Source organism: Methanobacterium sp. CWC-01 (assembly GCF_030323845.1).
Lineage (GTDB): Archaea > Methanobacteriota > Methanobacteria > Methanobacteriales > Methanobacteriaceae > Methanobacterium > Methanobacterium aridiramus.
Genome location: NZ_CP040735.1, coordinates 99,982 through 123,798, shown reverse-complemented (window position 1 = coordinate 123,798; position 23,817 = coordinate 99,982). Strand labels below are relative to the sequence as shown.

Sequence of the window (23,817 nt, the reverse complement as noted above, 5' to 3'; positions counted from 1 at the left end):
CTTTATTTATCCTGTAATCTTGGATCATCCCCGGACCAGTTCCAGAAACTTCTGGGCTTTGCGGGTGGTTGGCTTCTGGAGGGTAACCAGGTTGGATTTCTGTTTTTTTACCTCTTGGAGCGTAACATCAAAGATCTGGGCAGCTCTGGGAATAGAAACCTGTCCCCTGATATTTAAAATAGCCGCCCCCATGGCTGGATCCATTTTAATATGTAAACCATGGGTCTTTTTCTCCATAGAGAACTTGAAGGATATGATCTTATCCATGTTCAGTATTGGTTCAATATTTTCATCTAAAACGCCTTTCATATTGTTGGCAGTTCGGGATGGGAATTCATGGAATGCTTTCAATTGATTAATATCCAGTGATGGTCTTAAATAGGGGAAGGGACCGGAGTGTTTGCTGCGACGGTCGAAGGACGTGGATAAATAGTAGCGCATCAGGTCCCATAGTATTAGAGCCCTGGGAATTTCCAGAAAAATCTCTTTTTGCAGTTTATCCCTCAGCTGCAGATCCTCTTTCAAGTCATGATTCATCTGGCCCTTACTATCAGCCAGGCCTTCTTCCTGGAGTATCTCCATTAAAAGATCTTCCTGGAGGTTTCCATCTCCATCCCATTCCTTCTGATCTTTAGCCATACCCTCTGCCTTTTTAAGAGAAGCATCATAGGTTTGTAAATTATTTTCATTTTTAAGTTTTTGCTGCAGAAGTAGGGGTAGCAGTGATTTTCCAAGATTTTCGGAGTGCCCCACATATCCCAGGGCCAGGGCGGTTTGAACGTGCTTATCATTGATGATTGCCGGTCTTTTCCGGTGAAACTGCATGAACTCGATGCGGGCATTTTTCCCATAGGTTTCCCTGATCTTCCTCTCATAGTTCAACTGTTCCTGGGCGTCGATATTAACCCGTTTACGAACCCAACGACCATCCTCCATTACTTTAATAACCATGGAAAGGGTTTTAACAATACCGCGTTTTTCCTGTTTTAGAAGGCGTACCAAACCCCGAAAGGCCTCTCTCCCAAGGGGCGATAGTTCCGACATTTTAACCATGTAATCCCCGGAGAGAGGAAGGTAATTAAGAATACCTAACCGGTAAATCCCGTCATTACTAATGGTTATGTTAAACTGGGAAGAGCCGCACTCACATTCAGCCGGGTTCAGTTTGCTCAATTCATGCCCACGGTAACGGGCCTGGCAGGAATTACAGGTAACTATAGCATATTCTTCAAGGTGGCCCAAGCCAATTTTATGCGAGGCTATGGCAGATTTAACCCGGTCTAAAATATTCTTCTTGGCAGCGGCCCGCATACGAAAAAACTGGGTATGACGGCTCACATCATGGAGGTCATCCATCTTCATCTCAGAAGACTGCGCCCTAGCATACTTCAAGGATCGGTAGGGGGCCTTATAACCCTTGAGCTCCATATTATCCCTAAACTCGTAAAGGGTGTCCAGGTTATCCTTAAACTGCCAATATATTTTTAGGAAGGATTTGGCATCAATGGCCAGCTCCCCATTAAATCCCGGTATCTGGGATAAAAATTTCTCGGCCCGACTAATAAGAAGGGATTCATTCATTTAATTCCTTCACCCACCTCGGCGTTCCCGGGGTTTAATAGGTTGAGACTGTCCTGGGTGGCCAGAACCATGCCCTCTGATTTTATTCCAAAGAGCTTGGCTGGCTTGAGGTTGACCAGCACAATTACCTTCTGATTTATAAGCTCGGCTGGCTGGTACTTCTTGGCCAGTCCAGCCACCACCTGTATATGTTTATATTTAAGATCCACCAACAACTTCAGCAGGTTTTCTGAGCCTTTCACAGTTTCTGCTCCAGTAATCATACCCACCCGCAGGTCCATTCGGGCAAAGTCTTCAATACTTATAAGATCCATAACTTCTTTCTCCTCTAAATTTTCATAAAGAGCTTCCTTCTCTTTTTCAATTACTTCATCATCTATTTTTGGGAATAAAGGTTTAGCAGGGGCTAGTTCATGTTCTGCTGGTATAAATTGGGCTGCATCATCCCAATTAAACTCATATCCATCCAGGTTCAGGATATCCATTATATCTTGGGCTTTACCAGGAAGGTAGGGGAATAAAAGGATGGCCATGGCCTTAGCCGCCTGGTTACAAAGATACAGGCAGGTGGCTGCCTCCTGGGGGTTGGACTTCACGGTCTTCCAGGGCTCATGGTCGTTGAAGTATTTATTACCAGCCTTAGCCAGGCCTATGATCTCCCGCAGTCCCTCCCGGAAGTGGTAGTTGTCCAGATGCCCGGAAACCCTTTCCGGCAGGGCTTTCAACTGTTCTTCCAGGGCCCGGTCAGTGTCATTCCATTTTTCTGGCTGGGGAATCTTTCCTCCATAGAAGCGGTGGGTGAAGGAGAAGGTTCGGTGCAGAAAGTTCCCCAGAATATCTGCCAGTTCATCGTTAACTCTCCTCTGAAAGTCATCCCAGGAAAAATCAGTGTCCCTGGTGAGGGGGGCGTTGGCAACCAGATAATATCTTAAAAGATTGTAATCAAATTTTTTCATGAATTCAGAGGCCCATATAACCCAATTTTTACTGGTGGACATTTTAAGTCCCTCCAGAGATAGGTACTCCCCGGCTACTATGGTGCGGGGAAGTTTACATCCGTAACCCAGAAGCAGGGATGGCCAGAATATGCTGTGATGGTATATTATGTCCTTGCCAATGAAATGCACGGCACCATCATCCCAGTAAGGCTCCCAGGCTTTACCTTCTTTCCGGGCCCACTGTGCCGCCGAGGAGATGTAACCCAGGAAAGCCTCACCCCACACGTATATGATCTTACCCTCTGCACCTTCCAGGGGCACCGGTATGCCCCACTCCATATCTCGGGTGAGGATCCAGTCCTTAAGTCCCTCCTTAACCCACTGCAGGGCGTAGTTACGAACATTTGCCGGGAGTTCGGGATTAGATTCAATCCATTCCTGAACCTGTTTCTGGAAGTGGGTGAGCTTAAAGAAGTAGTGTTTGGACTCTCTAACTTGTGGCTTGGAGTCACAAATAAGACAGGTAGGATTTAACAGTTCCAGGGGGTCTAAATGCCGACCGCAGGACTCGCAATGATCGCCCCTGGCCCCTTCCGCCTGGCACTGGGGACAGCTCCCCTCCACATACCTGTCCGGGAGGAAACGATCACATTCCGAACAGTAAAGTTGCTCTATAGTTTCTTCGTAGATGAAGCCCTTTTGGTAAAGGTCTAAAAAGAAGTTCTGGGCGATCTGATAGTGCAGGGGGTCCGTGGTGCGGGAGAAGTTGTCGAAGGAGATATGGCAGGCATCCAGGTCACTTTTAATCATCTCATAGTAACGTCCAGCAATCTCCACCGGGGGCTTACCCTCATTTTCAGCCTTCACCGCAATGGGAGTGCCATGTTCGTCGGTGGCACAGACAAAAAGAACTTCACGACCCTTCATACGGTTGTAACGGGCGTAAATATCGGCGGGTATGTAGGTTGATCTAAGGTGTCCCAGGTGACAGGGACCATTGGCGTAGGGTAAAGCACAGGTGATAAAGACCTTATTCAAATTTATTCCTCCCATATACAGGTTTTAAATCTCAATAAACTCATAAAACGTATTTTATAATTTTAAAAAGTATAAGTACTGATTAAAAGGTAAATCTCCCTTTGTTCATATTTGTATATATAAATTTGTCACCTTAAAATTTGACACCTCGCCAATACATCAAGTACTTTATTTTAGAAAACCAAGATCAGATCATGGTAGGGGTTTCTTTTATAAATCCACTCTCCATTGAGGGCCGGGAAAGAGTAAGGCAGTTGGGAAGTCTTGAGACCCTGATAAATGATAACTCCGAGCTTATAGAGCTGGTTACCCGTAGTAAATCACAGGATATATCGCGGGACCAGGATATCCCCCGCAATTATCTAGAACTGGCCCTTAAACGATTGGAATGGTATGTAAAAAAACGTAACGATCCTAACTTCAATTACCGAAAATTTGCATTTCTGTTCCAGGAAGATATCGAAAAATATGATATCATCTCTTTTTACCTTCTCTCCCAGGCTATAGGGGTTAAATTCGGACCTAATTCTCGTGAGAGTCGTTTGATGGTGGAATCCCAGGGCAGCCTGATCCAGAATCGGTTGGAAGAGTTAAACAGCCGGGATCGTGTTGAACTCGTGCTAAAAACTTTACAGGAGCTTTTAAGCCAGGAAACTGTTAAGTGGATCTTCTTTGAGCACCTTTTAAGTTCTCGACGGATACAACTCTCCGATCTGATCCTGGACCAGGGGGAGGTGATCCTGGATCGTGATGATTTCAGGGAACGTTTCGGGTCACGGCTCAACCACCGGGACCCGGATAAGATGTACCAACTTCTCATTGGAGAAGAACTTCAGGAACTAATCCTGATCCGGATGGTCATGCAACAAACCGAGAATTACATGGCCGAAGTCCATGAGAAAGCCCGGTTGATGGTGGAACCCAACCCTCTGCTACTGGAATTAGCTGATAGAGTTACTGAAATCCTAATACAGCCCACTGCCAGTTTCGGGGCTTCAGGGAAGGGAGGTGGATACTCCTACAGTGGACCTCTAAACCGGGAGGCATTCCCTCCCTGTGTTAAAACTGCCCTGGAGGGCATTAAATCCGGGGGAAGAAACGATGCCATTGTACTTTTCATCACCCCCTTCGTATCCTACGCCCGTTTATGTCCGGATATTTTCAAACAGAATGTCACCGTTCAGGTCTCGGATAAGGACCCTCAGCTGCAGGTGGTTCACAACGAAGTGTTACCCCTCATCTACGAGGCTGCTGAAAGGTGTGTCCCACCTCTTTTTGAGGACCAGCCCCAGGAAAAAATCAACATCAACGCCAAACTGGGATTTGGAATGCACTCCACCCTCAAGCAGGAAAATGAGGGGGAAACAAAATGGTACACCCCCATGAGTTGTGAGAAGATCAAACTGCACCTGCCTCACCTGTGCCGTCCGGATGAGGATTGTAAAAAGATCGGGAACCCCCTAATCTACTATAACCGCAAAAACTGGATTTTAAGACAGAAACAACAAGAATCTGATGGTGAACAGGATAAAGGGTCTGCTGAAGAAAGTAAAAAAAAGAACCAGGATAATGGCTGGATTGACGCTTAGCTGGAATTGAAGCTTTAAATATATAAATAAATTTTACAGGAAACGATCATGGAATTTCAAAAAGCCACCCCCGAGGAGAGGCGTCGGTACTATCGGGAAGAATGGGACATTAAACAGATCCCCCGCTTCATACGTGATTCACTCTACCAGCGGGAGTTCGGCTTTGACCATCATGGAAGAGGGCCTAACGACCGTTACCGGACCTTCCGCAATGAGGATCACCTGCGCAAGTTCATGCGTTATCGCACCCCCTTTGCCGCCTACACCTCGGTAGCCTTCTACCAGAAACCCAATCGAAGGGAGGGCTGGCTTAAATCAGAGCTGGTTTTCGATGTGGATGCCAAGGATCTGCCCATTCGATCCTGCCAGTGTGACAGTGTCTGTGAGTTGTGTCTGGACCAGGCCAAAAATATAGTATCCGACCTTAAAGACACCCTGCAAGGTGATTTGGGCCTTAAAGAGATTCATATGATCTACTCTGGTCGGGGATATCACCTCCGGATCCAGGACGAAGAAGTGCTGGGCACCGACAGTGAAGTGCGCTCCCAGATCGTCAAATACCTGGTGGGGGCCGAGGTACCCCGCAGCGAGTACGGCCATGAGGGAATGACCTACAACTTGGAACACTTCACCGTACCCTTCGGCTATCCACGGGTATTTACCCAGCGGATAAAACAATCCATACTGCACCTCACCGAGGATATAACACTGGATGAGGTTAATAAAAAACTCCTCAAAGACGTGATAAAAAACCGTCACCTGCTTCTTGAAGACCAGTGGGGTCCTTTCCGAAATGCCATCGGGCCTATCCGATATAAAAGGCTGACAAAAGCCCTGGCTTTTGTTAACCTGGGACTGGTGGATGCCAAGGTATCCATTGATCTGAAACGTATACTGAGACTTCCTTCCTCCCTGCACTCCATGGTGAGTATGAAATGTACCGAGATAAAAAACCTGGAGACCTTCGACCCCTTCCAGGATGCCGTGCCCCAATTTGTATATGAAAGAAAGGAATCATGATTGGCGGATAACCGGTATTATTGAGGGTAATGGAAAGCGAAAGATTAAATGGATTATTTGGTGTTATGTGAATAGATTAATTCGGTTTCCTTAATCCGGTTTTCAATAAATATCCCCTGGAAACTCGTTTTTATGCAGGTAGTGATAGAGCCAATTCAGAACCTTCTGGTCTGGGGTTTCGTCTTCTAAAAAATCTGGAAGAGACAGAAGCTGGTATCCATCCATCAACTGGTCTTTGAGATGTCGGCCGGTCCGCAGATGCCGGATACCATCCCGGGAGATAACATACTTTAATAATGACTCAGCAGTGGTGTGGTCACGTCTAACTAGGGCAACCCAGGCATCTTCTTCCACCCAGCAATGGGGCTGGTACTTTTCCTGGAAGATTCTACTGTGCACCCGGTTCCACACCTGGGGGCCATAGTGTCGCTTGAAGGGGGGGAGATTGTAGACCTCCAGTTCCAGGATTATGAACACCTGGCTATGATAACTAACCGAATCACTACCCCACACCCGGAAACCCGATCTTTTCAGGATATTCACCAGGGAATGCTCGGTCTTCCTGATCTGGGGATAGAGAGCATCCTCCGGTAATTCAGGGGAGTGAAATTTTAAAATAAGGTTCTCCGTCCCACGAGATATGAGCTCCTCTTTAAGGAGCTTTGCATTGATTTTCCGTTCTTTATCAAAAAAGAAGTCCGGACTGGGGTTTTCAATATACTGGGAGGCCGCCACCACAAACTCGGCCATCTTCTGCCTGGTTAAAGCGGCAGCAACGTTACGGTTCTCATCCACCGGATCCACCACCACCAAGGGATCATGAAAGTTACTGGCGGTGCCATGTTCTTCCAGATCCACCATATAACCGGGCATCCACTCTTTAGACGCAGCTTCCAGCACCCTAAGGAATGTCCCATACTCGAGGATAAGTAGTTCTGCCAGATAACCCGGGAATCCTCCCACCTTGAATTCGGAGCCGTAGCAACCCACCACCTGCATGAAACGCTTGAGTAAGAGCACTTCACCTGTCTGCTCTGGCTTTAGATTAGCCTTGATATATTCAGTGTGGAGCACGGTCCGGTCCACGGCAGATTTAAGTTCACTACCAATCTTGATGGCATAGCATGGCACGAAGTCAACCTGGTAACCATTTATGAATCCAGTGACGTAGGGATGGGATGCATATCGTTCTTCATAGTCGCTTTCCATCTTCTCTATGCAGTGGTGACCCAGTTCCAGACCTTTATTCTTTAGATAATCCTGGGAACAGCTCAGGGGAAAGGTTATGAAAATATCCACATCAGCCTTGCCGGCCAGTCTGGTGCCCTTGGCCACCGAGCCCACCAGGATAGCATTGGCGGGGATGCCTTGTTTATGGGCTTCCTGGTTTATGATCCCAATGAGTTCACTGGCCAAACCTTTCACCTTCCTTTTTTCTTCCGGGGAGGGCTCTATTTTTTCAAGAATTAGATTGAGATCAGGCAAAAATTCGACACCTCACAACTAACCCAGGGGGAACTCCTGAAGGTCGGTGTAGATGGGTCCCACCGGGGTGAGATCACTCTTTTTGAGCACTAGTTTTTCTACTGGGAGGGGGCCAATATCTACCCTCTCCAGTTCCCGGATTTTACTAATGAGGGCCTCCCGATTCCGAGGCCCCTTCACCCGGCCTATGGTAAGGTGGGGTATGTAGCTGCGTTCCTTCCTGAAACCCATCCTCACCCAATCTTCATCCAACCTCTGCTGTAAATGGGAGAATTCCTGGGGGTTATCCACTCCCAGCCATAATACCCTAGGCCGGTCCAGTTTGGGAAATACACCTGTACCCTTGATGTACATCTGGAATGAGTGCTGGTTTTCCAACCGGGTTTCGGTCAGGCTGGCAATCTGCTGGGCCTGGTCCGGGGTGATGTCCCCGAAGAACTTAACGGTGAAGTGCAGGTTTTCCCCATCCACAAATTTAACCTGGGCATCAGCCGTTTTTATAGCTTCCTGCACCTTTAAAATTTTGTTTATCAACCTAAAATCTATCTCTACGGCCATAAATGCTCTCATTCTATTCACTCCTGCACTCCTTTTTTGGCTAATGAACTTCCCTACTTAGAAGTGGACTCATTCCGTGCTGATAAGGATACTATCTATTTCATAGCTGCATATTGATACAACAGAATAAAAAAAGGGAATGAGTTAATTTGAACCCTATTTCTCGATTATGCTCTCTTCGATGGCCATCCCGAAGTGACGTGCCGATTCGTCCAGATAAACCATGATCTTGTGACCAATCTTCAGATCCGCCACTGATATGGGGTTACCATCTTCTCCCACCAGCCGAATTGTCTCGGCATTTTGTAAGAGAGTCCGGAGTACCACACCTTCGGTTTCTGCTTCCACCAGCATCAGGGGTCTTTTCTCAATTTTAACCCTTCCCACTATGACGTTTCGAGTCTTACCATCCTTATCCACGGCTAGAATCTCATCTCCAGTCTGGATTTCGGAGAGATAGCGGGTACGATTACCGGGGGCCATGACATAGGCATGCACCGGTCCAGCGTTAACTCGGAAGGGCCTGGAGGCCACGTATTCACTCTCCAGGGATTCGCTGTGCACCAGGAAAAGTCCCTGACTGTAGGATCCCACCAGCATACCCTCACCCAGGGACATCATACTGCAGGTGTCCACACAAACCCGGTCGCCACTGCCCACTGGCTCCACCCGGGTAACAGTGGCAACTTTCAAAGAGTAAGATTCGGATTCAATCTTTTCCAGTAACTCGGCCACCTTCTTGATCTCTCCCACTTCACGGGGAGAGAGCATGATTCCATCGGTACCGTATTCCAGAGTTTCCAGGGCCAGCTTGGCCTCTTCAAAGTCAGAAACCGAGGCGATGAGCTGCACATCTTCCTTCTGCAGGTCGGCGATTATGTTCTCCAGGGGTATCACCTTCCAGTCCCGGCCCAGCAGTATCAAGTAGTCGGCTTCTCTTCCCAAGAGAGAAGCCAGTTCCTCATGTTTTTTACTGGTGATTTCCACATAAGCGGCGGTTAATTTACCCCTTTTCTTCAGATGGCGCACGGCTGCCAGATCCTTGGATTCGGCAAGGTTCTGGGGCAGGGACAGGGTGCTGTCTCCTTCTCCGTTGCGACCCACCAGTACGATGTCTGATCCTTCCATATCTGATATGATGGTTATGTTCCCTAATTTACGAATTCTATCCACGTCGGTGAAGTCCACCACGTGGTCAATACCTGACTCCAAAGCGGCAGTGATGAGGGTCTTCTTTTGGTCCCACTCGGTTCCTTCAGCCATTATCCAAGCAAATTTCATGATACTTTCCACCTATTTTACCCTTTCAGAATCTTCAGGGCCTCATCCACTCCCAGATTGTTATGGACGATTTCGGCAATGGCCCGGGTAGTCTTCCGGGGTGATTTGGCCTGGAAAATGTTCCGTCCGATGGCCACTCCAGCGCCTCCCACATCTACGGAGTTTTTAACCATTTCCAGAAGTTCCCGGTCGGTCTCCACCCGGGGGCCTCCAGCTATTACCAGGGGCACGGGGCAGCCTTCAATGACTTCCTGGAAGGTGTCCGGATCTCCGGTATAATTGGTCTTGATGATATCGGCTCCCAGTTCTGCGCCCGCCCGGGAGGCGAGTTTAACCACTTCAGCATCATGTTCATTATCGATCTTCTTACCGCGGGGGTACATCATGGCGATGAGGGGCATTCCCCAGTCATCACAGATCTCGGCAATGCTTCCCAGCTGCATGAGCATTTCGGGTTCTTTCTCGGATCCCACGTTAACATGAACCGAGACAGCGTCGGCTCCCATCTGGATGGCCTTCTCCACCGAGGTCACCAGCACCTTATGGTTCGGATCTGGTCCAAGGCCAGTACTGGCTGAGAGATGTATTATCAAACCTATATCCCTTCCATATCCTCTGTGTCCGCTTCCAACCATTCCTTTGTGCATTATAACTGCATTAGCACCGCCACTGGCTGCCTCGTCAATGGTGTGGGCCATGTCGATTATGCCTGGTACCGGTCCAATGGAAACCCCATGATCCATGGGAACAATGACACATCTTCCCGTTTTCCGATCCAATATTCTTTCGATCCTGATTCGCTTGCCGATCATAAACACCCTCCTTTAGTTAAATGTTGGTGGACCACAGTTGGAGTTCTTTAAGTCGGGGAGGAACACCATCCCCACCAGAGGATTCCAACCAGCCCTCCTGGGATTTAATTATTTCAGAGCTTGTTGAGGAGTGCAGGAAATCTAAAAGTCCTCTATTTCTAATTATGGTTTCCCTGGGTCTTAAAGTTGATGACCAGATGAAGAACACCTTGAAGGTGGTATCGGGATAGTGACCACCACCCAAGTCAATGGATAACACGTCACAACCACCCTGTTCTTTTAACCTTTTGGCGACTTTTTCCAGAGTCTCATGTAGTCGTACATCTGCCTTTAAGAACTTTATATTAGCATAGGAACTGGTAAGATCATTCATAGACTGGGCTGCTTCCTCAGATTTGTCCAGTGCAATAATCCTACCTTCCGGGGCTAATTCCGCCATAATTTTGGTTGAATTGCCAAGGTGGCACCCTAACTCCACCACTAGATCATCCTGTTTAATTGTATCTCTTAGAACTTCCCTATAAATTTTAATATTGTATACAACATTGATCATATCTGATCACCAGATGGTGGGGGGATTTCTGGAAGTTTTCTGGGGGTAGTGGAGTCGGTTTATCCTACCAGGGGAGTCATGTTTTTTCGTTAAAGAATCTCTATACCAGAATTTTCATCCGCCACACTTATAAACTTAAATAATAGTCTGGACATAGTTAGATTTAGTTTTTATTATTTCCAGGGGGCTTGGCCATGATTGAACAGGAAAGAGAACAACTGGAAAGACAAGTTAATGAACTTCAACGCCAAAAAATGGATCTGGAACACCAGATCCAGGAGCTGGACCTGGAGAAGCTGAACAAGATAGAAACCCTAAAAAACGATCTGGAAAGACAGGTTGAATGGTTGGATAAGGATAAAATCAAGCTCACCAAGGAAAGGGACAACCTAGTCCGGAAAATACGTATTTCCAATGAAAAAAAATGGAAAAACGCCCTTAAAATGATCACACTGCTGATTATGCTGGATCTAGTCATTATCCCCATTATAATATATCTGATGGGCCTTCCCATCTACTGGTTCTTTATATCCCTGGGATTGGTGACCTTCTTTGGTATGGTGGTGGTGGTCAACTACATGTCCGGCACCGCACCCCTCAACACCGGCGAAGTGAGAAAGGCCCTAAGCGTGTCCTTCATAGCAGTTTACTTTGCCATGATGCCCCTCTTGGTATTTGGTGGTGTGCAGTATCTTCCTGGCCAGCCAGTGACCATCCTGATCCAGAGTTTCACGGTGTTAATGGCCATTATAATCGGATTCTACTTTGGTACCCGGGCCATTGAGAAATACGTTAAAGCCAAAAAGAAGGGTAAATCCTGAAAATAATTTATAAAACCCCTCCTATTTTTAAATTAATTTATTTCAATCGATAATAGCACTAGCACCGGCCAGAAAACCGGTAGAGAATGCCTGCTGTAAATTGTAGCCACCACTGGGGGCACATCCTGCTATAATCTCCCCTGCCAGGTACAGGCCTGGGATCAGACGAGATTCCATGGTTTGTGGGTCAATTTCATTTTTAGAAACACCTCCACAGGTAACCATAGCCCTAGATAATGGTAGATGACCACTAACTGTGATTTTCAGTCCTTTAATGTTATCGGCAAGTTTCAATCGTTCCTTACGATTAACCTGGTTCAACTTCTTATGGGGATCAATATCCACCACCTCCATGAAGGTCTTGATGAAACCCAGGGGCAGATAACTCCTAAGGTAGTTCTGCAGATCCCTTTTACTATGTTTCTTAAAATCAGAAAGCAGAATATCTTCCAATTGTTCTCGGGGAACAGTGGGCATCAGATCCAGGTACAACTTTACTTCAGCTTCCTTGTCCAGGATCTTCACCACCTCCTGGCTCAGATCCAGGAGGGTGGGTCCCGATACACCGAAGTGGGTGAAAAGGATATCGCCTTCTCCCTTTATCTTCCCCTGCTTCCCGTGTCGGAAGGTAAGGCCCACTTTTTTGAGCACAACTCCCTGTAGGGACAGAGCCCAATTTTCTTTAATCTTCAAGGGGACTAAGCCTGGTTTGAGGGGGGTTATATTGTGCCCCAACTTCTGAGCCAGCCCATAGCCATCACCGGTGGATCCGGTTTTGGGGTAGGAGGCCCCGCCGGTGGATAGGATAACTCTGGTGGCCTGGATTAGATCATCATCCGGAGAGATGTATTGTTCAGAGTCAGGACCAAAATGCTGTTTATTGGTGTGATCCTTCTTATCCTCGGTTTTGTTGGAAAGCTGGAAGTATCCATCCATTTTTCTTAACTCCTTCACCCGGTAGTTGTAGATTATGGTTACTTTATGTTTTTTCAACTGGGCCCGCAGTACGTCGATCACCGATTGTGAACGGTTGGTTATGGGGAAGATTCTTCCTCCATCTTCCTCTTTCACTTCCAGACCGGACTCTTGGAAGAAGTTTACCAGATCAGTGATGGTGAAACTGGAAAAGGCGGAGCGAAAAAAGGATCCTCTTCTACCGAACCTGTCAATTAAACCCGTGAGGGAGGAATTGTTGGTGAGATTGCAGCGCCCATTCCCGGTTAAAAGAATTTTCCGTCCAATTTCCGGGTTTCTCTCCAGAAGCACCACCTTCTTACCAGCTTCACTGGCTTTAATGGCGGCCATACACCCTGCTGGGCCTCCTCCCACCACGGCGATGTCGTATGATTTCATTTGAATTCTTTCCATAGATATCCTGTCCATGAGAATAAAAAAATTTTCTAGGGGAAGCTCAAAACTAAAAAAAAAGAGAAAAAAATGGGGATCAAGGTGTTAACCGGCGGCGATCCCGGGGGAAGAGAACAGTTTCCCTTACATTTTTGGCACTGGTGAGGCACATGGTAAATCTTTCCGCGCCCAGACCCCAACCCGCGTGGGGTGGCATGCCGAACTGGAAGGCAGCCAGGTAGCGGTTGAAGGAATCAGGGTTAAGTCCCTTGCTTTTTATACGATCTACCAGTAGATCATGCAGATGCACCCGCATGGCCCCCGAGGATATCTCCAGATCCCGGTACATTAAGTCAAAGGCATGACTGATCTCGGGGTTTTCACTGTTGGGCATGACGTAGAAGGGCTTGATCTCACTGGGCCAACCACTGATGAAGTAGTAGCCATCCATTACTTCTCCCATGGCCTTTTCTGCAGCCCGAGAAAGGTCTTCGCCGTAACGGAGGTTAACCCCCTGGGCGTTAACCAGGTCCACCACATCCGAGTACTGTAGACGGGGGAAGGGTGTTTTGGGAACTTCCAGTTCCACACCAATGGTCTCCAGCTCCTCACTGCAGCTTTTCTTCACGTCCTTTATGGCGTTGGCCACCATTTCCTCCAGGAGGATCATCACATCGTCCTGGTCAGCGAAGGCCACTTCCACGTCGATGGAGATGGCCTCGTTAAGGTGTCGGAGGGTGTCATGTTCCTCGGCCCGGAAGATGGGTGCGATCTCGTAAACCTTGTCCAGACTGGTGGCCATCATCATCTGCTTGTAAAGCTGGGGACTCTGGCCCAGGAAGGCCTCCCTTTCAAAGTAGGTTATGGGGAAAAGTTCGGTACCTCCCTCGGTGGCAGAAGCCACCAGTTTGGGGGTGTTAATTTCAATAAATTCCTGTTCTTCCAGAAACAGCCGGACGGAATGGAGCATTCTACTTTTTATCTTGAATATGGAGTTCACACTGTGTTTACGCAAGTCCAGGAAGCGAGAATCCAGTCGAGTGTCTATCTCCGCCCGTACCTTTTCGGTGGGATCCAGGGGTAGGGGTTGCTGGGACTGGTTTAGTAGTTTTATCTCTTCAGGGATTATCTCCACACCACCCGGGGCCTTGCCGGATTCCTGAACGCTGCCCTTAACTGCCACCACTGATTCTTTCCTGAGTTTTCTGATCTCTTCCAAGAGTTTCGGTGAAACCTTCTTGCTGGGAGCGGTTATCTGGGTTACACCATCCCGGTCCCTTAACAGCAGGAATATTATTCCACCCAGGTCACGGATTTCGTGAATCCATCCCATAAGAGTGACTTTCTGACTGTTCATATCGGGCTTTACTTGTCGTGAATAATGGGTTCGTCTCCAATCTCCTAATGATTCTGTCAATCTAATTCACCTCGTTAACGTAAAATGTGTATTATTAAATGGATTTTATTTCTATCAAATTATTATTTTATCAAATAATCATTCGATCTAATATCAAAAATTATCCTCATGTAGTTAATACTATAAATCTCTAAATTCCGGCCTTATAAAAGTGCCTTAATAAAATATTTAACATTATGATATGCGATTTTTTTTGACTGACTCTTCACCTTAATCCCTGGATATTCTCCTTTTGAAAGATTCAGCGTGGGCATATAATCCTTCATATTCGGCCAGGGTCACCACCGTTTTTTCTAGATTATCCAGTCCTTCTTTAGTGATTTTCTGGACGGTGGGTTTTTTCAGGAAGGATTCGGTGGATAAACCAGAGTACATGCGTGCACAAAATGAGGTGGGAAGCACGTGGTTGGTTCCGGATCCATAATCACCTGCGGCCACCGGGGTTAAATCTCCCAGGAATATGGAACCGGCATTGTTGATATTTTTCATTTCTTTTTCCGGTTCGTTGGTCATGATGATCAGGTGTTCCGGAGCGTAGCGATTGGTGAACCGGACCGCCTCTTCCATGGATGAGGCCACAAATATGTGCCCATATTTTGCTAGTGACTCCTCTATGATTTCTCGTCTTTTCATGAGGGGCAGTTCCTGCTTTACCAGTTGGCTGACCTCCTCGGCCAGTTCTGGGGAAGTGGTTACCAGTACCGATGCAGCCTCCGGGTCATGTTCGGCCTGGGCTAAAAGATCCAGGGCAATGTACTCGGGGTTTCCACCTTCATCAGCCAGAATTAGCACCTCCGATGGCCCGGCTGGGAAGTCGATATCCACCGTTCCGTACACCTCCTTCTTAGCGGCGGTAACGTAGATGTTTCCAGGGCCCACGATTTTATCCACCATGGGAATGGTTTCGGTGCCGTAGGCCATGGCAGCGATGGCCTGAGCTCCTCCTACCTTATAGATCTGGTGGGCTCCGGCCAGGTGAGCCGCAGCCAGGACCACATCCTTCACCGTACCGTTCTGGTCTGGGGGAGTGCAGCATATCACCTTTTCTACTCCAGCCACCCGGGCTGGGATGACGGTCATGAGGATGGTGGATGGATATACTGCCCGGCCTCCAGGAATGTAGCAGCCCACCTTTTCCAGGGGCCTTATTATCTGTCCCGCAGTGATTCCTTCCTGAACGTTAATGGACCATTCCGGAGGAAGCTGTGCCTGGTGAAATTTGGTTATGTTCTGGGCGGCACTTTCCAGGGCCTCTGAAACTGGGGGTTCAATCCTTTCCAGGGCAGTGTCTATCTCCTGGCTGCTGACCTGGAAATCCCTAAGGGAAACTCCGTCAAACTTCTGGGTATAATACTTTAGACTCTGATCCCCATTTTTCCGCACGTCACTGATAATTTCCCGAACGGGTTTAATAACGCTTTCTGAATCGATTTGGGCCCTATACAGAAGTTCATCTCCTGCCTGGTCTTTTAATTTTATGATTTTCATTTTTTTTCACCACGGAGTGTAGCCTTTTAAGGATTGTACTATGGGTGAGTGGTTGGTATCTTTACTTCGATTTTTATGTTGAGGGTCAAAAGATTTATTTGTAATGATACTATAATTATAGAATACCGTGTGCATAATCATTGGATATTGGTTTGAAGTTACTACCCGCTGAGGACTTTTTTTAAATCATGAGTGGTAGTAATATAGGGTAGTACAAATAAGGGTAATACCAATTTGGTATTACAAAGGTATAAATGCATACCAAATTAATCTAAAAACGCTTTAAATAGAGGTGTCTGGTAGATATGTACAAAGACGAGCTAATACAGCTACATCAATTTCTGGTATATGTTTTAAAAAATCTCGAAAGCGAATATGAGGTTAAGGATGAATGCGGGGAATATCTATCCTTGAATATAAGTCCACATCACATACACCGCACTAAGGCCGAACACAAACATGCTATTTTTGTTTTATCAGCCTCCATCTCTCATGTGGTGGCTGCCAATAATGGAGGGAACTCTTCCAACATCTCCAACGGCCTATCGGAACTGGTTAAGCGATCCAGAAAGGAACTTATCCGCTCCCAGAATGAGGATCCCCTAAAATACGAGAAAAAATACCAGAAAATCATGATGTAAAGACTCCTGACGGGAGTGTGGAATTATGGATGGCCTAAGGAAGATGATATGCCTAATTGATGGTGAGCATTATTTCCCGGTAACCAGAAATGCCTTAGAAACCCTGGATAACCTGGAACATAACGAAGTGGTTGCTGCTGTTTTTATTGGAGGCACAGAAAAGCTTCGGGATGCGTCACCGGCGTCTATCGAAGAAAAATTGGGAGTGCCTGTTTATTATGATGAAAATTTTCATGAAATTCCCTATCATCTTATTAGTCAAAGTTTAACGGATCATGAACCGGATGTGGTCATGGATCTCAGTGATGAACCAGTGGTGGACTATTCCAAACGGTTCAAAATTGCTTCACTGGTGTTGGAGATGGGCATCCCCTATGAGGGACCGGATTTCCAGTTCCAGCCCCTGGATGAACATGACCTACTGCAAAAACCTTCCCTGAAAATCCTGGGCACCGGTAAACGCATAGGAAAAACTGCAGTTTCCGCTTATGCAGCTCGTTTAATTCATAAAGAAAAATACAATCCCTGTGTAGTGGCCATGGGTCGTGGAGGCCCGAAGGAGCCGGAGATTGTCAGGGGAGATCAGATCGAGATCACACCCCAATTCTTAATGGAACAGTCCAACAAGGGAGTTCACGCCGCCTCGGACCACTGGGAAGACGCCCTCATGAGCAGAATACTGACCATCGGCTGCCGAAGGTGTGGTGGGGGTATGCTGGGCCAGGTGTTCATCACCAACATGAAAAGAGGAGCCCAGATGGCCAACGAAGTTGATGCTGATTTTGTGATAATGGAGGGCAGTGGAGCTGCCATACCCCCGGTTAAAACTGATAAACACGTAGTGCTGGTGGGTGCCAACCAGCCCCTCATAAATATTGAACGCTTCTTCGGACCATTCCGGATCAAGAAAGCCGACCTGGTGGTTATCACCATGTGCGAAGAGCCCCTGGCCAGTAAACACAAGGTAAAAACCATTGAAACCTTCATAAATAACCTGAATCCCGGGGCTATCGTTATATCCACCGTGTTCCGGCCCAAACCTTTAGAATCGGTGCAGGGTAAGAAGGTGTTATTTGCCACCACCGCCCCGGATTCCATTAAGGAGGTCCTAATAGAGCACCTGGAAAATGTTTACGGATGCCAGGTAGTGGGTACCACATCCCATCTTTCTAACCGTCCCCTGCTTCAGCAGGATATTGAAAAGTACCTAGACGAAGCGGAAGTGATGCTCACCGAACTTAAGGCAGCGGCTGTGGACGTGGCTACCAAGGATGCCTTGGAGGCCGGTATGGAAGTGGTTTACTGTGACAACATACCCCTGGCCATTCGAGAAGAGGATGACCTGGACCAGGCCATAATCCGGGTGGTGGACAGCGCTATCCAGGACTTCCCGCAGAACAATTAACGAAGTGGATACCAACATCCTCTAATTTTTTAAATTAAATATTATTTCTGGTGATAGATTGGATTATTCAGAGTATGATCGCTTGAAAAAACAACTCTCCTTTAACTTGAAGGAAGAAAACGCCATCAGAAGCCTGAATATCCAGCCTGATGCCTTTCTCCCCGTTCTTTTCTCCCTTAAATTCGGCGGGGACTGGAGCTTCAAAACCAGGGATCTGGAAGCATTAGCGGTTAAAGAGAAGATAACCCGCTACCATGAAGATAAAAAGGAAGGCTACACCCTGGAGAGGGTGACCCTCCTGGTAAATCCTAGGGTAACCGATACTGAGGGCCGGATACTGCGCCTGGAAAAATGCGGCAACAAGAAGGAGCGGGAACTGGTGGAAAGACCTTACCGTGTGGAACTACAGGCGGACGATATTATCCTAGCCGAGCTGAATCCGGGTTCCATGGAGATTGTGCTTAAACGTATGGAAGGACCATTATTCTTTGAGGGATCCGCGGCTTACGGTGTCTCCCATGAGATGGAACACCTGGAGGGACTGGAAACATCAGGCAAGTATCTCTGGGAGTTTAACTACCGGGTGGAATAGTAGATTCATGCTGGTGTAACCTTAGGACGGTGTAACCGGCACTCTACTCCATGAGGAAAGTATTTATATAACCTCTAACCCACCCCTAAATTACTGTAAGAAAAATGGAGATGATATTGTGGCACAGTTAGGCGGACAAGGCCAACAGATTATAATACTACCTGAAGGTACATCAAGACTTTTGGGACGAGACGCTCAAAGAATGAACATAATGGCAGGAAAAGCCCTGGCAGGAATTGTCAGAACCACATTGGGTCCTAAGGGAATGGACAAGATGCTGGTAGATGGTATGGGTGATATCGTGGTGACCAACGACGGGGTGACCATCCTCCGGGAAATGGACATCGAACACCCTGCTGCCAAGATGCTGGTGGAAGTAGCCAAAACCCAGGAAGACGAAGTGGGGGATGGAACCACCACCGCGGTTATCATTGCCGGTGAACTACTCCAGAAAGCCGAAGAACTGCTGGATCTGGAAATACACCCCACCACTCTGGTAATGGGATACCGTCGAGCAGCAGCCAAGGCTCTGGAAGTATTAGAAGAAATTTCCATGGACGCTTCTGACCGTGAAACCCTCCTGCAAGTGGCCATGACCGCCATGACTGGGAAAGGTACCGAAACTGCCCGTGAACCCCTGGCTGAACTCATAGTTAGCGCCGTGCAGCAGGTGGAAGAAGACGGTGAAGTTAACAAGAAAAGCATTAACATCCAGCGTATCCAGGGTGCCACCATTAACGAGTCAGAAATCGTTAACGGAGTGGTGCTGGACAAGGGACGAGCCGACAACTCCATGCCCAAGAATATTGAAAACGCACGGATAGCTCTTTTAAAGTACCCACTGGAAGTTAAGGACCTGGAAACAGATGCCAAGATCAAACTAACCGACCCCACTCAGATGCAGGCCTTCCTGGAAAATGAGGAACAGATGATCCGGGACATGGTGGATAAAGTCATAGAAAGCGGAGCCAACGTTATATTCTGCCAGAAGGGAATAGATGACCTGGCCCAGCACTACCTGGCCCGGGAGGGAATCCTGGCCTTGAAGAGGGTTAGAAAATCTGACATGGAAAGATTAGAGAAAGCAACCGGTGCTCGATTAGTGACCAACATCGAAGATCTCAGCTCTGATGACCTGGGAGAAGCTGGGAAGGTCTATGAGAAGAAGATCTTCGACGAAGTCCTGACCTTCATTGAAGAGTGTCCGGACCCCAAGGCAGTGTCCATCATCCTCCGGGGCAGCACCAAACATGTGGCTGCTGAGGTGGAAAGAGCTGTGGAGGATGCCATTGGTGTGGTATCATCCACCGTGGAAGATGGAAAAGTTGTTTATGGAGGAGGAGCACCTGAAATAGCTATATCTAAGGCCCTGCGTGACTACGCAGACACGGTCAGCGGTAGGGAACAGCTGGCCATTTCTGCCTTCGCCGATGCCCTGGAAGTGGTTCCCAGAACCCTGGCCGAGAACGCCGGACTGGACCAGATCGATGCCATCGTGGACCTGAGGGCTGCCCATGAACACAGCCACCACATGGGCCTGGACGTCTTCAAAGGCGATGTCACCGACATGAAGGAAGCCAACGTGGTGGAACCACAACGAGTGAAAAAACAGGCTATCCAGTCTGCCGCCGAAGCCGCCGAGATGATCCTGCGTATCGACGACATGATCGCCTCTTCCGGTATTAAAGAACCTGAAGGCATGGAAGGCATGCCACCAGGTATGGGTGGAATGGGCGGAATGCCTCCCATGATGTAATAGAAGGATAAATCCTTCCATTTTTTTTATTTTTTTATTTTTCCAATTAACCCTAAAATACAGCATTTTTTATTGAGTCTTCAAATCACTTATTTATCATGATTAATATGAATTTATAATGATTAATCATAGTAAAATATAAATAGCAAGAGCAACTTAGTTAGTATCATTAGTTAACCAGGGAAAAATGGTGGAATATAAATGGTACACGATACCACAGTCCTTATGGACGAGAAAAGGGTTTTCAAACCTAGCGAAGATGTGAAAAACCGAGCCCACGTCAAGGATTGGGATGCAGAAATAGAGAAGGGTAAAGACCTGGATAAATACTGGTCTGAGCAGGCAGAACAATTTGAATGGTTCAAGAAGTGGGATAAAGTCCTAGATGACTCGGAAAAACCATTCTATAAGTGGTTCACCGGGGGTAAGATTAACCTGGCCTACAATGCCGTGGACCGCTGGATCGAAACCGAAAAACGTAACCAGATCGCCATCCTTTACATTAACGAACGAGGTCATGAAAAGAAGATAACCTACTACGAACTGTACCTGGAAGTTAATAAACTGGCTAACGCCCTGAAAAACCTGGGAGTCAAGAAGGGAGACACAGTTTCCATGTACCTGCCCATGTGTCCCGAACTTTTAATAGCGCTCCTGGCTTGCAACAAGATCGGGGCGGTGCACAGTGTGGTTTATTCCGGCCTCTCAGTGGGAGCCTTTGTGGATCGAATGAACGATGCCAAAGCTAAGGTATTATTCACCGCCGATGGAACCTACCGGAGAGGTAAGATCATTGATTTAAAGAAAATCGCTGACGAGGCTATCCTGCAGTGTCCTACCATTGAAACCATCGTGGTGGTCAAGCACACCGGCAGTGACATTGAAATATCCGAACTATCGGGACGGGAAATATTCTATGAACGCCTGGTGGAGGGAGAACCGGTGGACTGTCCTCCTGAACCTATGGATGCTGAGGACCCACTTTTCATACTCTACACCTCGGGCAGCACTGGTAAACCCAAGGGGGTTATGCACACTACTGCTGGATACATGGTCGGGGTGGCCACCACCCTGCGAAATATATTCGACATTCATGAAGATGATATGTGGTGGTGTACCGGAGACATTGGATGGATCACTGGTCACAGCTACGTTATATACGGCCCGTTACTACTGGGAACCACCACCGTGGTCTACGAGGGCGCGCCAGACTACCCCGACCTGGGGGTGTGGTGGAAGATCGTGGAAAAATATGGGGTTACCAAGTTTTACACCGCCCCCACTGCTATCCGGCATCTGATGCGTTTCGGGGCCAGATACACCAACCTCTACAACCTCAGTTCCCTGAGGATTCTGGGAACGGTGGGGGAACCCATCAACCCCGAGGCCTGGATGTGGTACTACACCAACGTGGGTAAGGAGAAATGTCCCATTATGGACACCTGGTGGCAGACTGAAACCGGCATGCACCTCATATCTCCACTACCGGTATCTCCCCTTAAACCCGGCTCCTGTACCAGGGCATTTCCAGGTATAGATGCCCAGGTGGTTGATGAAGAGGGTAACCAAGTCCCACTGGGCAAAGGTGGCTATTTGGTTGTGAAAAATCCCTGGCCCTCCATGTTCCGAACCCTCTACAAGGATAAGGAACGTTTCCTGGACGTATACTGGAAAGACATTCCTGGATGCGTCTACAAGGCGGGGGACATGGTACGTCAAGACGAAGACGGTTACTTCTGGATACAGGGCCGTTCCGATGATGTACTGAAAATTGCCGGGCACCGTATTGGATCAGCTGAGGTGGAATCCGCCTTTGTCAGTCACCCCGCAGTGGCTGAGGCCGCAGTTATCGGCCGGTCTGATCCCATTAAGGGGGAGGTCATAAAGGCCTTTGTCATTTTGAGGGAAGGAAACGAACTCAAAACCCAACTCATCGAAGATCTAAAAAAACACGTACGATACGAGTTAGGACCGGTAGCTGTTTTGGGTGAGATCGTAGAGGTGGATAAACTCCCCAAAACCCGTAGTGGAAAGATCATGCGCCGAATACTCCGCGCCCAGGAAGAAGGTGAAGATCTAGGTGACACCTCCACCCTGGAAGAATAACAAAATAAAAACTCCAAGAATGAGTTAAAACGTTTTTGGGGTGATTTGATGGGAAAAAGTGCAGATGAAAAAATAATGGGGATGGATGCTCTAAAGGGACGATGGATACTCGTCGTCCTGGGCATGATCATCAACCTCTGTCTGGGCACCATCTACTCCTGGAGTGTGTTTGTAGCACCCCTAACCACATACTTCACCACCCAACTCGGGCAGGTGGTGAATGCCAACGAGATTCTCCTGCCCTTCTCGGTGTTCCTGGCATTCTTTGCCATTGCCATGCCCTTCACCGGGAAGTACATCGAAAAGTACGGGCCAAGAAACATGGTCATAATGGGCGGTCTACTGACCGGTCTGGGTTGGCTTCTGTCATCCTTCGCCATCTCCGTACAGTGGCTGTACATCTTCTATGGTGTAATCGCCGGGGCGGGGGTGGGCATAGCCTACGGAGTACCAGTGGCCGTCGCCTCCCGCTGGTTCCCCGACAAACGGGGGCTGGCCGTGGGCCTAACCCTCCTGGGGTTCGGCTTCTCGGCACTTATCACCGCCAACATCGCCGGGTATCTAATAGCTTCGGCGGGGGTTATGAACACCTTCCGCGTCTTCGGTATAGCCTTCATTCTACTCACCGTACTCCTGGCTTTACCCCTCAGATTCCCAAAGACGGGTTGGACCCCGGCAGGTTGGACTCCCACTCCACCCGAGCCGGGACAGGATGCCTTATGTGAACTCATGCGGGAGGACATGGTCCGGACCAGATCATTCTATGCCCTATGGGTGTGCTACTTCATCGGCTGTCTGGCCGGTCTCATGGCCATCGGGATTTCCAAACCCCTGGGAGTGGAAGTGGGGGTGGAAGCGACACTGGCCACCACCCTGGTGGGTGTCTTTGCTGTTTTCAACGGCTTCGGAAGACCGGTCTTTGGTTTTTTAACGGACCGAGTGACACCCCGTAACACCGCCGTACTATCCTTCATCCTCATCACCCTGGCGTCACTACTTATCATGGTGATACCCAGCGTCACGGTTTATATACTGGCCTTTGCCATCCTGTGGGGATGTCTGGGAGGATGGCTGGCCATAGCACCCACCACCTGCGGCAGTTACTTTGGAAACCTGGATTATCCCCGGAATTATGGTCTGCTCTTTTTGGCTTATGGTGCCGGGGGCATAGTCGGCCCCCAGCTGGCCGGGTTCATAAAAACCTCAACTGGATCTTACCTGGGGGTGTTCCCCTACGTCCTGGTATTGGCCATTATAGGCCTAATACTGGCCTTCACTCTGCTCAGACCGCCACAACCGGTAAAAACAGGATAACAGAAAAATTTCAATTCCTACCGCCTCCCTCCCGGGATTCGCTTCCCGGGGTCATCTATTTTTTTAATTATTATT

The 23,817-nt window shown here is 48.0% G+C and carries 19 protein-coding genes; 9 read left to right on the top strand and 10 right to left on the bottom strand.

Annotation, left to right across the window (positions count from 1 at the left end; genetic code table 11):
- Nucleotides 1-24: 24 nt before the first annotated feature.
- Together FGU46_RS00560 and metG are read right to left on the bottom strand one after the other, a co-directional pair.
- On the bottom strand, nucleotides 25-1,581 hold the full coding sequence (locus FGU46_RS00560) for a DUF530 domain-containing protein (protein WP_286475442.1): 1,557 nt from the start codon (nucleotides 1,579-1,581) through the stop codon (nucleotides 25-27).
- Complete coding sequence (metG, locus tag FGU46_RS00555; RefSeq protein ID WP_286475440.1) at nucleotides 1,578-3,557, bottom strand: methionine--tRNA ligase; 1,980 nt, start codon at nucleotides 3,555-3,557, stop codon at nucleotides 1,578-1,580. Before metG ends, FGU46_RS00560 begins: the two co-directional genes overlap by 4 nt.
- Nucleotides 3,558-3,697: 140 nt before the next feature.
- Between metG and FGU46_RS00550 the strand changes: the two genes are divergently transcribed.
- On the top strand, nucleotides 3,698-5,146 hold the full coding sequence (locus FGU46_RS00550) for a DNA primase (RefSeq protein WP_286475437.1): 1,449 nt from the start codon (nucleotides 3,698-3,700) through the stop codon (nucleotides 5,144-5,146).
- 48 nt (nucleotides 5,147-5,194) lie between these two features.
- A complete protein-coding gene (gene priS / locus FGU46_RS00545; protein ID WP_286475435.1) occupies nucleotides 5,195-6,166 on the top strand; it encodes a DNA primase catalytic subunit PriS in 972 nt (323 codons plus the stop codon).
- 102 nt (nucleotides 6,167-6,268) lie between these two features.
- Here the strand turns inward: priS and cca are convergent, their stop codons facing one another.
- The 5 genes from cca to FGU46_RS00520 form a co-directional block, all read right to left on the bottom strand.
- Nucleotides 6,269-7,651 (bottom strand): CCA tRNA nucleotidyltransferase, encoded by a 1,383-nt coding sequence (gene cca / locus FGU46_RS00540; protein WP_286475433.1) that lies wholly within the window; start codon nucleotides 7,649-7,651, stop codon nucleotides 6,269-6,271.
- An 18-nt stretch (nucleotides 7,652-7,669) separates the two neighbouring features.
- Nucleotides 7,670-8,221 carry an RNA 2',3'-cyclic phosphodiesterase gene (thpR, locus tag FGU46_RS00535; protein WP_286475431.1) on the bottom strand — a complete coding sequence of 184 codons (552 nt, stop codon included), beginning with the start codon at nucleotides 8,219-8,221 and terminating at the stop codon, nucleotides 7,670-7,672.
- A 144-nt stretch (nucleotides 8,222-8,365) separates the two neighbouring features.
- Nucleotides 8,366-9,490 carry a 3-dehydroquinate synthase II gene (locus FGU46_RS00530; protein ID WP_286475428.1) on the bottom strand — a complete coding sequence of 375 codons (1,125 nt, stop codon included), beginning with the start codon at nucleotides 9,488-9,490 and terminating at the stop codon, nucleotides 8,366-8,368.
- 17 nt (nucleotides 9,491-9,507) lie between these two features.
- Nucleotides 9,508-10,302: a 2-amino-3,7-dideoxy-D-threo-hept-6-ulosonate synthase gene (locus FGU46_RS00525; protein WP_286475426.1), complete on the bottom strand. Its 795-nt coding sequence runs from the start codon at nucleotides 10,300-10,302 to the stop codon at nucleotides 9,508-9,510.
- Nucleotides 10,303-10,318: 16 nt separating this feature from the next.
- Nucleotides 10,319-10,855: a class I SAM-dependent methyltransferase gene (locus tag FGU46_RS00520; RefSeq protein WP_286475424.1), complete on the bottom strand. Its 537-nt coding sequence runs from the start codon at nucleotides 10,853-10,855 to the stop codon at nucleotides 10,319-10,321.
- A 194-nt stretch (nucleotides 10,856-11,049) separates the two neighbouring features.
- On the opposite strand from FGU46_RS00520, the gene FGU46_RS00515 reads away from it, so the two are divergent.
- Nucleotides 11,050-11,676 (top strand): hypothetical protein, encoded by a 627-nt coding sequence (locus FGU46_RS00515; protein WP_286475422.1) that lies wholly within the window; start codon nucleotides 11,050-11,052, stop codon nucleotides 11,674-11,676.
- A 42-nt stretch (nucleotides 11,677-11,718) separates the two neighbouring features.
- Here FGU46_RS00515 and FGU46_RS00510 read toward each other — a convergent pair whose 3' ends face one another.
- The 3 genes from FGU46_RS00510 to hisD form a co-directional block, all read right to left on the bottom strand.
- The gene (locus tag FGU46_RS00510) at nucleotides 11,719-13,044 is read right to left on the bottom strand and encodes a BaiN/RdsA family NAD(P)/FAD-dependent oxidoreductase (RefSeq protein WP_286475420.1); all 1,326 of its coding nucleotides are present in this window, start codon (nucleotides 13,042-13,044) and stop codon (nucleotides 11,719-11,721) included.
- 76 nt (nucleotides 13,045-13,120) lie between these two features.
- Nucleotides 13,121-14,440 (bottom strand): aspartate--tRNA(Asn) ligase, encoded by a 1,320-nt coding sequence (aspS, locus tag FGU46_RS00505; protein ID WP_286475418.1) that lies wholly within the window; start codon nucleotides 14,438-14,440, stop codon nucleotides 13,121-13,123.
- Nucleotides 14,441-14,650: 210 nt separating this feature from the next.
- Nucleotides 14,651-15,928 carry a histidinol dehydrogenase gene (hisD, locus tag FGU46_RS00500; RefSeq protein ID WP_286475416.1) on the bottom strand — a complete coding sequence of 426 codons (1,278 nt, stop codon included), beginning with the start codon at nucleotides 15,926-15,928 and terminating at the stop codon, nucleotides 14,651-14,653.
- 305 nt (nucleotides 15,929-16,233) lie between these two features.
- Between hisD and FGU46_RS00495 the strand changes: the two genes are divergently transcribed.
- From FGU46_RS00495 to FGU46_RS00470, 6 genes are all read left to right on the top strand, one after another.
- Nucleotides 16,234-16,569 (top strand): UPF0058 family protein, encoded by a 336-nt coding sequence (locus tag FGU46_RS00495; RefSeq protein WP_286475411.1) that lies wholly within the window; start codon nucleotides 16,234-16,236, stop codon nucleotides 16,567-16,569.
- 25 nt (nucleotides 16,570-16,594) lie between these two features.
- Entirely contained in the window at nucleotides 16,595-17,974 is a 1,380-nt protein-coding gene (locus tag FGU46_RS00490) for a 2,3-diphosphoglycerate synthetase (protein WP_286475408.1), read from the top strand.
- Nucleotides 17,975-18,032: 58 nt separating this feature from the next.
- Nucleotides 18,033-18,566: a putative ATP-dependent zinc protease gene (locus FGU46_RS00485; RefSeq protein ID WP_286475406.1), complete on the top strand. Its 534-nt coding sequence runs from the start codon at nucleotides 18,033-18,035 to the stop codon at nucleotides 18,564-18,566.
- A gap of 118 nt (nucleotides 18,567-18,684) precedes the next feature.
- Nucleotides 18,685-20,322: a thermosome subunit alpha gene (thsA, locus tag FGU46_RS00480; protein ID WP_286475404.1), complete on the top strand. Its 1,638-nt coding sequence runs from the start codon at nucleotides 18,685-18,687 to the stop codon at nucleotides 20,320-20,322.
- 201 nt (nucleotides 20,323-20,523) lie between these two features.
- Nucleotides 20,524-22,428 (top strand): acetate--CoA ligase, encoded by a 1,905-nt coding sequence (acs, locus tag FGU46_RS00475; protein ID WP_286475402.1) that lies wholly within the window; start codon nucleotides 20,524-20,526, stop codon nucleotides 22,426-22,428.
- Between the two features lie 48 nt (nucleotides 22,429-22,476).
- Nucleotides 22,477-23,742: an L-lactate MFS transporter gene (locus FGU46_RS00470; RefSeq protein WP_286475399.1), complete on the top strand. Its 1,266-nt coding sequence runs from the start codon at nucleotides 22,477-22,479 to the stop codon at nucleotides 23,740-23,742.
- The last annotated feature ends 75 nt before the right edge of the window (nucleotides 23,743-23,817 follow it).